Origin of the sequence: Pseudomonas koreensis (assembly GCF_025447595.1) — a bacterium.
GTDB lineage: Bacteria > Pseudomonadota > Gammaproteobacteria > Pseudomonadales > Pseudomonadaceae > Aquipseudomonas > Aquipseudomonas koreensis_H.
In genome coordinates this window covers 54710-67597 of sequence record NZ_JAOEJU010000005.1, presented here as the reverse complement: position 1 = coordinate 67597, position 12888 = coordinate 54710, and the positions used below count along the sequence as shown (strand labels likewise).

11 protein-coding genes are annotated in these 12888 nt (G+C 61.6%); 1 reads left to right on the top strand and 10 read right to left on the bottom strand.

From position 1 onward, the window contains the following. Positions 1–128 precede the first annotated feature (128 nt). The 8 genes from parC to N8H71_RS09040 all read right to left on the bottom strand — a co-directional run bounded on the left by parC (position 129) and on the right by N8H71_RS09040 (position 8619). Positions 129–2393, bottom strand: coding sequence for a DNA topoisomerase IV subunit A (gene parC / locus N8H71_RS09075; RefSeq protein WP_262193715.1), 2265 nt, complete (start codon positions 2391–2393; stop codon positions 129–131). 7 nt (positions 2394–2400) lie between these two features. Then, positions 2401–2925 (bottom strand): retropepsin-like aspartic protease family protein, encoded by a 525-nt coding sequence (locus N8H71_RS09070; protein ID WP_262193714.1) that lies wholly within the window; start codon positions 2923–2925, stop codon positions 2401–2403. Next, entirely contained in the window at positions 2922–3911 is a 990-nt protein-coding gene (locus N8H71_RS09065; RefSeq protein WP_262193712.1) for an esterase-like activity of phytase family protein, read from the bottom strand. The genes N8H71_RS09070 and N8H71_RS09065 overlap by 4 nt, the downstream gene beginning before the upstream one ends. After that, a complete protein-coding gene (gene parE / locus N8H71_RS09060) occupies positions 3911–5818 on the bottom strand; it encodes a DNA topoisomerase IV subunit B (RefSeq protein ID WP_085711139.1) in 1908 nt (635 codons plus the stop codon). The genes N8H71_RS09065 and parE overlap by 1 nt, the downstream gene beginning before the upstream one ends. 42 nt (positions 5819–5860) lie before the next feature. After that, on the bottom strand, positions 5861–6469 hold the full coding sequence (locus N8H71_RS09055) for a YqiA/YcfP family alpha/beta fold hydrolase (RefSeq protein ID WP_262193711.1): 609 nt from the start codon (positions 6467–6469) through the stop codon (positions 5861–5863). A 168-nt stretch (positions 6470–6637) separates the two neighbouring features. Then, on the bottom strand, positions 6638–7453 hold the full coding sequence (cpdA, locus tag N8H71_RS09050; protein ID WP_262193710.1) for a 3',5'-cyclic-AMP phosphodiesterase: 816 nt from the start codon (positions 7451–7453) through the stop codon (positions 6638–6640). A gap of 105 nt (positions 7454–7558) precedes the next feature. Next, on the bottom strand, positions 7559–8011 hold the full coding sequence (locus N8H71_RS09045; RefSeq protein WP_129972323.1) for a DUF1249 domain-containing protein: 453 nt from the start codon (positions 8009–8011) through the stop codon (positions 7559–7561). Then, positions 8002–8619, bottom strand: coding sequence for an NUDIX domain-containing protein (locus tag N8H71_RS09040; protein WP_262193709.1), 618 nt, complete (start codon positions 8617–8619; stop codon positions 8002–8004). The genes N8H71_RS09045 and N8H71_RS09040 overlap by 10 nt, the downstream gene beginning before the upstream one ends. A gap of 228 nt (positions 8620–8847) precedes the next feature. On the opposite strand from N8H71_RS09040, the gene N8H71_RS09035 reads away from it, so the two are divergent. Then, on the top strand, positions 8848–9594 hold the full coding sequence (locus N8H71_RS09035) for an RsiV family protein (protein ID WP_085701039.1): 747 nt from the start codon (positions 8848–8850) through the stop codon (positions 9592–9594). Here the strand turns inward: N8H71_RS09035 and cytX are convergent. After that, entirely contained in the window at positions 9563–10855 is a 1293-nt protein-coding gene (gene cytX / locus N8H71_RS09030; protein ID WP_262193707.1) for a putative hydroxymethylpyrimidine transporter CytX, read from the bottom strand. The two genes, N8H71_RS09035 and cytX, sit on opposite strands and share 32 nt — an antisense overlap. Before the next feature lie 140 nt (positions 10856–10995). Then, positions 10996–12885 (bottom strand): phosphomethylpyrimidine synthase ThiC, encoded by a 1890-nt coding sequence (thiC, locus tag N8H71_RS09025; RefSeq protein WP_085685256.1) that lies wholly within the window; start codon positions 12883–12885, stop codon positions 10996–10998. Positions 12886–12888: the final 3 nt, after the last annotated feature.

Genomic DNA, 12888 nt, shown 5'->3' with positions numbered 1-12888 from the left:
GAATATGCGTTCCGACTCCAGCGCCAAAGCGTCGATCTACGGGTTAAATCGTAGATCGGACGCTCTAGAGAGGCGTTCTCACTCATTTTCTCCACCAGAGAAAGGAGTGCGAATCCCCCATTGGCCGCTTAATTGAGGTTTTCGACGAGCAGCGCATCCACTCGCTGGAAGCCCCGTGGCAGTTTATTGCCACGACGACCACGTTCACCCTTGTAGTGTTCGAGGTCGTCAGCCTTGAGCGACAAGGTTCGTTTTCCGGCCTGCAGCACCAAGGTCGCGCCTTCCGGTAGAACCGCGATGTCCGTGACATATTCTTCGCGACTGGCCACACGCTCACCGGAAATACCGATGATCTTGTTGCCTTTGCCCTTACCTAATTGTGGCAGATCGCTGATCTTGAAGATCAGCAGGCGACCCTCGGTCGTCACCGATGCCAGCCAGTTCTGTTCACGGTCGGCCACCGGACGTGGCGCAATCACCTTGGCGTTGTTCGGCAGACTCAGCAGGGCCTTGCCGGCCTTGTTCTTGGCTTGCAGGTCCTCACCCTTTACCACGAAACCGTAACCGGCGTCGGAAGCGATCACGTACAACCCGTCATCTTCCGGCATCAGCACACATTCAAACGTTGCACCCGGTGGCGGCGTCAGACGGCCGGTCAACGGCTCGCCCTGGCCCCGTGCCGATGGCAGGGTGTGGGTGGCCAGCGAGTAACTGCGGCCTGTGGAGTCGATGACCACGGCGGACTGGTTCGAACGCCCCGCCGCCGACGTCTTGAAGCCATCGCCAGCCTTGTACGACAGACCGGTGGCGTCGATCTCGTGGCCCTTGGCCGAACGGATCCAGCCTTTTTCCGACAGCACGACTGTCACTTTCTCGTTCGGCAGCAGATCGTGTTCGGTCAAAGCCTTGGCTTCAGCACGCTCGACGATTGGCGACCGACGGTCATCGCCATAGGTTTCGGCATCTTTCAGCAGTTCGCTGCGCACCAGCTTCTTCAGCTTGGCTTCGCTGCCCAGCAGGGCTTGCAGCTTGGCCTGCTCCTTGAGCAGTTCGTCCTGCTCGTCGCGCAACTTCATCTCTTCCAGTCGCGCCAACTGACGCAGACGGGTGTCGAGGATGTAGTCGGCCTGGATTTCGCTCAGAGCAAAACGCTCGATCAGCTTGGCCTTCGGATGCTCCTCCGTACGGATGATATGAATCACTTCATCCAGGTTGAGGTAGGCAATCAGCAAACCGTCCAACAGGTGCAGGCGACGCTCGACTTTGTCGAGACGGAATTGCAGGCGGCGACGCACGGTCAGCACGCGGAACTCCAGCCACTCCACCAGCAACGCTCGCAGGTTTTTCAGCTGCGGCTTGCCGTCCAGACCGATGATGTTGACGTTGACCCGGTAGGTCGACTCCAGCTCGGTGCTGGCGAACAGATGCTGCATCAGCGCTTCGTGATCGACACGGCTGTTGACCGGAATGATCACGATGCGGCACGGGTTTTCGTGGTCGGATTCGTCGCGAAGATCGGCGATCTGTGGCGCTTTCGACGGTTTGGCCTGCATCAGGGCGGCGATCTGTTCCAGCACCTTGGCCCCGGAGACCTGGTGCGGCAACGCGGTGACGATGATGTCGCCGTCCTCGACGTGGTACACGGCGCGCATGCGCACCGAGCCCTTGCCGGTTTCGTACATTTTCAGCAGGTCGGCGCGCGGCGTGATGATTTCCGCTTCGGTCGGGTAATCCGGGCCCTGAATATGTTCGCAGAGCTGTTCGACCGTGGCTTTCGGCTCATCGAGCAGGCGCACGCAGGCGGTGGCGACTTCGCGCAGGTTGTGCGGCGGCACGTCGGTGGCCATACCCACGGCGATACCGGTGGTGCCGTTGAGCAGGATGTTCGGCAAACGTGCCGGCAACACCAAAGGTTCCTGCAGCGTACCGTCGAAGTTCGGGCCCCAGTCTGCGGTGCCCTGGCCCAGTTCGCTGAGCAGCACTTCGGAATAACGCGACAGCCGCGCTTCGGTGTAACGCATGGCGGCGAAGGACTTGGGATCGTCCGGCGCCCCCCAGTTGCCCTGGCCGTCCACCAGCGTGTAGCGATAGCTGAACGGCTGGGCCATCAGCACCATCGCTTCGTAGCACGCCGAGTCGCCGTGCGGGTGGAACTTGCCGAGCACGTCGCCGACGGTACGCGCCGACTTCTTGTGTTTGGAATCGGCATCCAGCCCCAGCTCGCTCATGGCGTAGACGATACGCCGCTGTACCGGTTTCAGACCGTCGCCGATATGCGGCAGGGCACGGTCCATGATCACGTACATGGAGTAGTTGAGGTAGGCATTTTCGGTGAAGTCAGCCAGCGACCGGCGTTCTACGCCATCTAAGCTGTCTGCAAGGTTATCGCTCATGCGGGCCTCATCGGTTCGTTGTCTGGCGCAGCAGCATGGTGCCGCCGCGCTGAGTAAATTCAAGTTTGTTCAGGGCGCTCATGCCGAGCAGCACCTGATCGCCATGCAGCCCCGGCGCCACCAGTGCGCGGACGTCCCGCAGCACGATGTCGCCCAGTTGCAGGCGGTCGATACGGGTGCGATAGCCCTGGCTCAGGCCATTGGCCGTGCTCAGGGTCACACCGAAACCTTCTTCCAGCCGGAGGTTTTTCGCCACCTCGGCCGGGATTGCCACGTCGGTCGCGCCGGTGTCGAGCATGAACTCCACCGGCTGTCCGTTGATCTGGCCACTGACGACAAAATGCCCTTGGGCATTACTTGCCAGTTTCACTTCAATAAAACCATCGCCCTGCTCCGAGCTGACCACCACATTCGGGTTCTGCTGGCGCTCTTCCCACTGGCCGAAAAAACGTGTGGCCAGAAACAGCGCTGCGCACCAGGCCAGAATCATCAGCACCCGACCGGCACGTTTGCCCGGCGGTTGCTGGCTCATGGCTTGGCGCTCCAGCCGCCCTCAGGCGCGGCGAAGCGCCAGATGATCGGGCGGACCTCGCCATCGGCGCGCGGGCCGAAATTGTTGTCGACGCCGATCCAGGCACCCTGAGCATCGACCACCAGCGCCTCTTCCAGTCCGAAGTTCTGCTCGTAACGACGATTGGCCTGCAACAACTCGGCCGCATACGACCAGCAGAGCTCGACCTTGGCCGTCTGCGCATCACGGCGACAGATCTGATATGCGTTGCGTTCAAGGGTAAACAGCTTGCCGTTAAACAGGGACACGTCGGAAAAATCCCGGTTGACCGGACGGGCTTTGGGAAACTGCGGCGGTTGCATTTCCATCCCGCCCTCGCTGAGCAGCACGCAGCGACCGTCACAATCCCACACCGTCTGCTGACGCTTGATCAGCAACAGACCACGGCTTTGCCGCTCGGCAGCCAGCCACATCTGATCGCCCGCCGGGTTGATCGCCAGACCTTCGAAGATCGCGTTGAATTGCAGCAACATCCCGCTGGCCCGCGCTTCGCGAACCATCATCGGCGAGATTTTCAGCCACGACGACGGTCCTTGCGGCGGCACTTGCAGCACGGCCGCGTGCGCTTCGCTGACAATGTAGCGGTTGCCGGCGCTATCGCAGGTGATGCCCTCGAAATCCAGATCCCCACCACGAACGAAGGACGCCGCCCAAGTGCGCGAACTGATGCCCCACGGCAAACCGCTGTCCGGCACTTTCGGCGGATCGATGCGCACGGCCGTGGCCTGCCACACCGGGTCGCGGGTATCGAGACGGTAGATCTGATCATCGTCGCGATCCGAAACGGTCCACAGATCATTGCCGCACAAGGCCAGCCCCGACAGGTTGCCGCCGCGCATGCCTTCGACCGGGTGTTCGGCGAGCACCCGCAGCTCCTGCACAGGCTCTGCCGAAACCGTCATCGAACCCAGCAACAACGCACCCGCCAAGGCCCAGCCAAACCGCATCAGGCCAGAACCTCGGCAAGGTTGCCCTTGGATTCGAGCCAGCTCTTGCGGTCGCCGGCGCGTTTCTTCGCCAGCAGCATGTCCATCATTTCCGAGGTCTGGGCGAAGTCTTCCCCGAGGGTCAACTGCACCAGTCGCCGGGTGTTAGGGTCCATGGTGGTTTCACGCAGTTGCGGCGGGTTCATTTCACCCAGACCTTTGAATCGGGTGACCTGCGGCTTGCCGCGTTTCTTCTCGGCCACCAGACGGTCGAGGATCCCGTCGCGCTCGGCTTCGTCGAGCGCGTAGTAGATCTCTTTGCCCAGGTCGATGCGGTACAGCGGCGGCATCGCCACGTAGACGTGACCGGCATCCACCAGCGGGCGGAAATGCTGGACGAACAGGGCGCATAACAAGGTCGCAATGTGCAGACCATCGGAGTCGGCGTCGGCGAGGATACAGATCTTGCCGTAGCGCAGCTGGCTCATGTCCTCGGCGCCCGGATCGACACCGATGGCCACCGCGATGTTGTGCACTTCCTGACTGGCCAGCACTTCACTGCCGTCGACTTCCCAGGTGTTGAGGATCTTGCCGCGCAACGGCAGGATCGCCTGGAACTCCTTGTCCCGTGCCTGCTTGGCCGAACCGCCGGCGGAATCACCTTCCACCAGGAACAGCTCGGAACGCATCGGGTCCTGCCCGGCGCAATCGGCCAGTTTGCCCGGCAATGCCGGCCCCTGGGTGATGCGCTTGCGCTCGACTTTCTTGCTGGCCTTCAGGCGACGACCGGCGTTGCTGATCGCCAGTTCCGCCAGCGCCAGACCGGTTTCCGGGTTGGCGTTGAGCCACAGGCTGAACGCGTCCTTGACCACGCCGGAGACAAACGCCGCTGCTTCACGGGAAGACAGGCGCTCCTTGGTCTGGCCGGAGAATTGCGGTTCCTGCATCTTCATCGACAGGACGAAAGCGATGCGCTCCCAGACGTCTTCCGGCGCCAGCTTCACGCCGCGCGGCAGCAGGCTGCGGAATTCGCAGAACTCGCGCATCGCATCGAGCAGGCCCTGACGCAGGCCGTTGACGTGGGTGCCGCCCTGCTCCGTCGGGATCAGGTTGACGTAGCTTTCAGTGACCGAGGTGCCGCCCTCAGGCAGCCACAGCAGGGCCCACTCGACCGCTTCCTTGGTGCCCGCCAGGTTGCCGCAGAACGGCGCGTCCGGCAGACGCTCGAATTCGCTGACCGCGTCTACCAGATAGGAGCGCAGGCCATCCTCGTAATGCCACTCGACCTTTTCGCCGGTGCCTTTGTCTTCGAAGCTGATCAGCAGCCCCGGGCACAGAACGGCCTTGGCCTTGAGCACGTGTTTGAGGCGGCTGATGGAGAATTTTGGCGAATCGAAGTATTTCGGGTCCGGCGCAAAATACACGCTGGTCCCGGTATTGCGTTTGCCGACGGTGCCGATCACTTGCAGATCGGTGGCCTTGAAGCCGTCGGCGAAGGTCATTTCATATTCGTTGCCGTCACGCTTGACCCGCACCCGAACCTGAGTCGACAAGGCGTTGACCACGGAAATACCCACCCCGTGCAGACCGCCGGAGAACTGGTAGTTCTTGTTGGAAAACTTGCCGCCCGCATGGAGCTTGGTGAGGATCAGTTCAACGCCCGAAACACCCTCTTCCGGGTGGATGTCGACCGGCATGCCACGGCCGTCGTCGCAGACTTCCAGCGAGTGGTCGGCGTGGAGGATGACCTGGATCGATTTGGCGTGGCCGGCCAGGGCTTCGTCGACACTGTTGTCGATGACTTCCTGGGCAAGATGGTTCGGCCGACTGGTGTCGGTGTACATGCCGGGGCGCTTGCGCACCGGGTCGAGGCCCGAGAGGACTTCGATGGCGTCGGCGTTATAGGAGCTAGCGCTGGGAGTGGCCATAGGGTCTCGTCGTCAGTGATTCAATGAAAATGGGGCAAGATTTCACAGTGCGGTGAAATCGATTGCCTGATAGGTATCGGCGCCAATCCCGGCAAAGCTGAGCAATGCCGGCAATTGTGTAACAAATCCTTGGAAACTGTGGTCGCCGCCGGCCTGAATGCGCAAGGCACAGGCCCGGTAATACTGCTGGGCAAGGCGATAATCCAGCGTTTCATCCCCGGTCTGCAACCATACCTGATAACGCTGTGGATCCTGCGGCGCCAGCACTTCCAGCTCGGCCAGGGCCGTCACGTGGTCGTGGGTCAGCTCCCAGGTTTCGTCGGTGTACAGGTTTTTCTGCGTCCCCAGGTATCCGTCGAACATCCGGTGCGGACTGACGGCCGGGTTGACCAGCAAGGCTTTCAGGCCATGGCGCTCGGCCAGGTGAGTCGCATAGTAGCCGCCGAGCGAGCTTCCCACCAGCAACGGCTGGCCGAGTTCAGCGATTGCCTGCTCCAGCTGACCGATGGCTTCGCGCGGGTGGTGATGCAGCGCCGGGACACGCAGTTGATCGCTCAAACCCAGCCGTTTCATCACCTCGACCAGCTGACAGGCCTTCTTCGAGGCCGGCGCACTGTTGAAACCATGGATATAGAGAATCGAACCGGACATTTGAGCTCCCTGGGCGTCGGCTGAAGAAAGCGGAGTTTACAGGGAGTCAGGGGGATCGTGGGTGTTTGTAAGGACGCCTTCGCGAGCAAGCTCGCTCCCACAAGGGATCTGTGCCGTTCGCAAATACATTGTGGGAGCGAGCTTGCTCGCGAGGGCGAGACCCGGTTTTCAGTAACCGTCGGAGCCGTAATCAACGGTGAACCGGAAATCGGTGACACGCTCCACACCGGTCTCGATCCGCCCGTCCGGCAGCAACCGCAACCAGCGATATCCCGGCGCCTGCTCGCCGACCTTGAAGTCGACACTGCCCGGCTCGAACTGAATGCAGGTCGATGGCGAGGCGATCAGCCTTACGCCGTTGCGTTCGCGGTCGATTTCCTGATGCACATGCCCCCACAGCACGGCTCGGGCCTGCGGGAAACGGTCGAGCACGTCGAAAAACGCTTCCGGATTGCGCAAGCCGATCGGCTCCATCCATGCGCAACCGATCGACACCGGATGATGGTGAAAGCACACCAGATGATGGCGATCCGGCGCTTCGCTCAAGGAGCGGGCGAGCAATTGCAGCTGGTCATCCTGCAAATACCCCGGCACCGATCCGGGCACCGCCGAATCGAGCAGGGTCACGCGCCAGTTGCCGACATCCACCACCGACTCCAGCAGCGCACTCTGCACAGTCGCCTGAGCCATGATCTGCGGTTCGTCATGGTTGCCGGGAATCCAGCGGGCCGGCGCATCGATCTGCGCCGTCATCTGCCGGAATTGCTGATAGGACTCCAGCGTGCCGTCCTGGGACAGGTCGCCGCTGGCAACGATCAGGTCGATCCGCGGTTGCTGTTCGAGCACCAGCTCGATGACTTTTTGCAGACTCTCGCGGGTGTTCATGCCCAGCAGCGTTCCTTCCGCCTCGGCGAACAGATGACTGTCAGAGAGTTGCACCAGCAACGCCGTGTCGGCGGTGGTCAAAGTCGATACGCTCGGCAATGCGTTCTCCCCCGGGATCGCGGGACTGGATAGGTGCGGCAATTATGCGGGGGGACAACGCAAAGAGAAACCGGCGAACCAGACGCAGTTCACAACTTGCAGTGCTTATCGGACCGCCGCGTATTCGTGTCCGCACGCCAGGCAGTGACTCAGCCATTCGCCCAGGAACAGATTGAGCTGGGCTTTTTCGTCCGGCTGATGCATGGCCGCATTCGGGTAAGGATAGACACCGCGAAAACGTCGCGCATGCTCGGCGCTGATCACCTCGGCCATGCGCGCATCGTGATAGACCTGCACTTCCAGTTGCGGCACCGGCAGCCACGGCAGACTGTGTTCCTGACGTACTTGCAGAGTCGTGGTGTACGGACAGGTCTGCAGCACTTCCAGAGCCAGCACACCGAGCATCTGGTCGCCCTGGGTCACGGCAATGCGCCGTGCCTCAGGGTCGCTGCGCATGTCCGGCAACAGTCGCATGAGGCGCGCGTAATTGGCCTCGCAGGCGGCTTGCAGGCCCACGAGGTCGACGCGGTAGCGATCGCGCAACTTGTTTACGACCATAGCCCCCTCACTTCGGCGCGATTGAGCGCCAGCCACTGCAAGGCGATGATGCTCGCCGCGTTGGCAATCCGTCCGTCGCGTACGGCCTGCAGGGCATCTTCGAACGCCCAGACCGTGACGCGAATATCTTCAGCCTCTTCCTCCAGCCCATGCAGGCCGCCCGCGCCTTCGGTGCTGCAACGCCCCAGGTACAAATGCACGAATTCGTTGCTGCCGCCCGGCGACGGGAAATATTGCATCATTGGCCACAGGGCCTTGATGTCCAGACCAGCTTCCTCCTGCGCTTCGCGGCGAGCAACTTCTTCCGGCACTTCTTCCTTGTCGATCAGACCGGCGACCAGTTCCACCAGCCACGGGTTGGCGGTCTTGCCCATGGCGCCGACGCGAAACTGCTCGATCAGCACCACTTCGTCGCGTTGCGGATCGTAGGGCAACAGGCACACGGCGTCGTGGCGCACGAACACTTCACGATTGATCTCGCGGCTCATTCCACCGGCGAACAGTTCGTGGCGCAAATGCACACGGTCGAGCTTGTAGAAGCCCTTGTAGCATTGCTCGCGTCGTACGATGTCGATGGCGGACGGAATGGCTTTGGGGAAATCGGTCATGAGCATCCTCGTTTACTGCAAATCCAATACGAGGTTCATTTCTGCTACCTGCAACCTCGACTTCGCGCCATCCTAACGCGCCCGCGCCGTTTGATGCAGCCCCTTTACCGTCGCCGGGATGGACGGTGAAGGCGAAACCCACTCTAATTAGCTTAGTGGCGAACTGACCGCTTCGTTGAGAGTCGAAGCGGTAACTTTTTGCCTTCCCCTGCTTCAGAAAGGACGCCCATGTCGCTTTTCAAAATTGCCTCCGTGGCCGCCATCGCCCTGACCCTGGGCGCTTGCGCCAGCCTGTTCCAGCCCAACTACCGCACGCCGCTGGAAACCACCCGCGACGCCTCGGAAACGCTGAAACCCGGTTGTTCCAACCCGGATTGCCCATTGGTCAATATCGATACCTTGCGCTTCCCGGCAGAGCCTGCCTTGGACGGCATCATCGAAAAACGCCTGCTGCAAATGACCCGCACCGCACCGAACGCGCCGGTAGCACCAACGCTGGCAGCGTATCGCGAGCAATTCCTGGCCAACGCCGGCCCGCGCAACAGCAGCTATTTGCAGGCGAAAGTACGCGAGCAGCATGACGGTCTGGTGATCATCGAAACGTCGAGCTACCTGGACACCGGCGGCGCCCACGGTACGCCGGGACGCGGTTTCATCAACTATTCGCGTCAGCAGCACAAGGTGCTGACCCTGGCGGACATGTTGCTGCCGGGTCAGGAAGAGGCGTTCTGGAAAGCCGCGCAAGTGGCGCACAACAGCTGGCTGATCAGCACCAAGCTCGATCAGGAACCGGAATTCGTGAAGAGCTGGCCGTTCGTCAAAACCCCGAACGTGGCGCTGACCTACGGTGGCGTGATCCTCAAGTACGACGTGACCACCATCGCGCCTTACGCGTTGGGCCACGTCGAACTGAAAATCCCTTACCCGCGCCTGAACGGCATTCTCAAGCCCGAGCTGTTTCCCGGCCGTAACTGAAAGCCCGGCCGAGCACGAGTTGCAGCAGCCCTGCCAGCACCAGCGCCGGCAGGGTCGCGCCGACATCCGGATACAGATTGGCCAGCAAGTGATAGGTGCTGATGCCACCCAGCCAGGCCAAGAGTGCCGGCCAGCGCAACGCGGCCGACGCCACCTGGGCACTGCGCTTGCGCAGGATGAAGTGATCCACCAGCACCACGCCGAATAGCGGCGCAAATACCGAGCCGATCAACAGCAGGAAGTTCTGGTACTGCGCCAACGGCGCGAGCAGGGCGATCAGGGTGCAGATCACGCCGATGGCCAGCGCCAGATGCTCGACTTTCAGACGCAACAGAATCCCGCTGGAAACCGCTGCCGAGTGAATGTCGGCGAAAGCGTTTTCCGACTCATCCAGCAGAATCAGCAACAGCGGAATGCCCAGACCGGCGCCGGCCAGCGCCAGCAGCAGCGCGTTGACTTCACCGCTCGGCGCGAATGCAAGGGTGTAGGCCACGCCGAGGCTCATCAGCCAGAAGTTGCCGATGAAGAAACCGATCGCCGTGCCGCCGAATACGTTCTTCGCTCGCTTTCCGAAACGCGAGTAGTCGGCGATCAGCGGCAGCCACGACAGCGGCATCGCAATCGCAATGTCGAAGCCCACGGCGAGCGGCATCGAACCATCGCCGGCCTGTGCCCACAAGGCGGCGAGGTCAGCCTTGGCGAACAGGTTCCAGGTCAGCCAGATGCACGCGGCCAGAATCAGCCAGATGCCCCACTTGCGCAGGATCTTGCGCACGAACGTCAACGGCCCGCTGACGGCGAGCAAAGTCGCCAGCGCACCGAAGCACAACGTCCACAGCATCGGACTGGCCCACAGCGAGCCTTCGCTGAACGCACGGGTGCCGAGCAGGCTGGCCGCATCGCGCATGACGATGATTTCGAAAGAGCCCCAACCGATCAGTTGCAGCAGGTTGAGCAGCGCCGGCAGGCTCGCGCCTTTACTGCCGAGGCTGAGTTTCAGCGCGGCCATCGACGACAGACCGGTGTCGCTTCCGATCACACCAACGGCGGCCAGCAACAGGACACCGACCAGGGTGCCGAGGAAAATCGCCAGCAACGATCCCGACAGGCCCAGCCCCGGCGCCAGCAATGCACCGGTCTGCAAGACCATCAGGCCGATGCCAAGGGAAAACCACAGGGAAAACAGATCCCGACCGCCGAATACACGCTGGTTGGCGGGCACGGCGAGGTCGGGGGAATAAGTACCGGGTTGAATGCTCAAGGGTGTTATCTCAGAGGGACATTTGTTGTTGTGTCGACCGTATTCGCGAGCAAGCTCGCTCCCACTTTGGAATGCATTCAAATGTGGGAGCGAGCTTGCTCGCGAAGGGGCCATTACAGGCCCCACCCTTTCAGGTCAGATCAAACTTTCTTGTACAGCTGACTGCCTTCCTTCTTGAACCGCTCGGCCTGTTCCGCCAGGCCCTGGGCGACGTCCACGTCGACCGCGTCGATCCGCTGGTTGGCCGCGTATTCGCGGACTTCCTGAGTGATCTTCATCGAGCAGAATTTCGGCCCGCACATCGAACAGAAATGCGCGACCTTCGCCGAGTCCTTCGGCAAGGTTTCATCGTGATACGAACGGGCGGTGTCCGGGTCCAGACCGAGGTTGAACTGGTCTTCCCAACGGAATTCGAAACGCGCCTTGCTCAAGGCGTTGTCGCGGATCTGCGCGCCCGGATGCCCTTTGGCCAGGTCCGCTGCGTGTGCCGCGATCTTGTAGGTGATGATCCCGGTCTTCACGTCATCCTTGTTCGGCAGACCCAGGTGTTCCTTCGGCGTCACGTAGCAGAGCATCGCGCAACCGAACCAGCCGATCATCGCCGCACCGATGCCGGAGGTGATGTGGTCGTAACCCGGCGCAATGTCGGTGGTCAGCGGGCCGAGGGTGTAGAACGGCGCCTCGTCGCAGCACTCCAGCTGCTTGTCCATGTTCTCTTTGATCAACTGCATCGGCACGTGGCCCGGGCCTTCGATCATGCATTGCACGTCGTGCTTCCAGGCGATCTTGGTCAGCTCGCCGAGGGTTTCCAGTTCGCCGAATTGCGCTTCGTCGTTGGCGTCGGCAATCGAACCCGGACGCAGGCCGTCGCCCAGCGAGAAGCTGACGTCATAGGCCTTCATGATTTCGCAGATTTCGTCGAAGTGGGTGTAGAGGAAGTTCTCTTTGTGGTGCGCCAGGCACCACTTGGCCATGATCGAACCGCCACGGGAGACGATGCCGGTCACGCGCTTGGCTGTCAGCGGCACGTAGCGCAGCAAGACGCCAGCGTGAATGGTGAAGTAATCGACGCCCTGCTCCGCCTGCTCGATCAGTGTGTCGCGGAACAGCTCCCAGGTCAGGTCTTCGGCCACGCCGTTGACCTTTTCCAGCGCCTGATAGATCGGCACGGTGCCGATCGGCACCGGCGAGTTACGGATGATCCACTCGCGGGTTTCGTGGATGTGCTTGCCGGTGGACAAGTCCATCACGGTGTCCGAACCCCAGCGAATGCCCCAGGTCAGTTTCGCCACTTCTTCTTCGATGGACGAACCCAGCGCGCTGTTGCCGATGTTGCCGTTGATCTTCACCAGGAAGTTGCGGCCGATGATCATCGGTTCCAGTTCGACGTGGTTGATGTTGGCCGGAATGATCGCGCGGCCACGGGCGATTTCTTCGCGCACGAACTCAGGAGTGATTTCTTTCGGGATGCTCGCGCCGAAGCTGTGACCGGCGTGTTGCTGGTTCAGCAGACCGGCAGCGCGGGCTTCTTGCAGCTTCATGTTTTCGCGGATGGCGACGTATTCCATCTCCGCGGTGATGATGCCTTTGCGCGCGTAGTGCATCTGGCTGACGTTGGCCCCGGCCTTGGCGCGACGCGGGTTGTTGACGTGGGCGAAGCGCAGCTTGGTCAGTTCGGCGTCGGCAAGACGTTGCTGGCCGAAATTCGAGCTCAGGCCTGGCAGGCGCTCGGTGTCGCCACGGTCGTCGATCCACGCCGAACGCACATCGCCCAGACCTTTGCGCACGTCGATCACCACGTTCGGATCGGTGTACGGGCCCGAGGTGTCGTAGACGGTGACCGGCGCGTTGATTTCGCCGCCGAAGTCGGTCGGGGTCACATCGAGGGTGATTTCGCGCATCGGCACGCGGATGTCCGGGCGGGAGCCCTGAACGTAGACTTTTTGCGAACGGGTGAACGGTTGAACCGACTGTTCATCGACCTTGGCCGAGTCACTCAGGTTGATCGCGTTTTTAGATTTTGTAGTCATCAC

What these genes read in the sequence shown, in the direction of transcription:
- N8H71_RS09070 (WP_262193714.1), bottom strand. Translation starts at nt 2,925, where the DNA reads ATGAGCCAGCAACCGCCGGGCAAACGTGCCGGTCGGGTGCTGATGATT.
- parC (WP_262193715.1), bottom strand. Translation starts at nt 2,393, where the DNA reads ATGAGCGATAACCTTGCAGACAGCTTAGATGGCGTAGAACGCCGGTCG.
- N8H71_RS09055 (WP_262193711.1), bottom strand. Translation starts at nt 6,469, where the DNA reads ATGTCCGGTTCGATTCTCTATATCCATGGTTTCAACAGTGCGCCGGCC.
- thiC (WP_085685256.1), bottom strand. Translation starts at nt 12,885, where the DNA reads ATGACTACAAAATCTAAAAACGCGATCAACCTGAGTGACTCGGCCAAG.
- parE (WP_085711139.1), bottom strand. Translation starts at nt 5,818, where the DNA reads ATGGCCACTCCCAGCGCTAGCTCCTATAACGCCGACGCCATCGAAGTC.
- N8H71_RS09065 (WP_262193712.1), bottom strand. Translation starts at nt 3,911, where the DNA reads ATGCGGTTTGGCTGGGCCTTGGCGGGTGCGTTGTTGCTGGGTTCGATG.
- N8H71_RS09035 (WP_085701039.1), top strand. Translation starts at nt 8,848, where the DNA reads ATGTCGCTTTTCAAAATTGCCTCCGTGGCCGCCATCGCCCTGACCCTG.
- N8H71_RS09040 (WP_262193709.1), bottom strand. Translation starts at nt 8,619, where the DNA reads ATGACCGATTTCCCCAAAGCCATTCCGTCCGCCATCGACATCGTACGA.
- N8H71_RS09045 (WP_129972323.1), bottom strand. Translation starts at nt 8,011, where the DNA reads ATGGTCGTAAACAAGTTGCGCGATCGCTACCGCGTCGACCTCGTGGGC.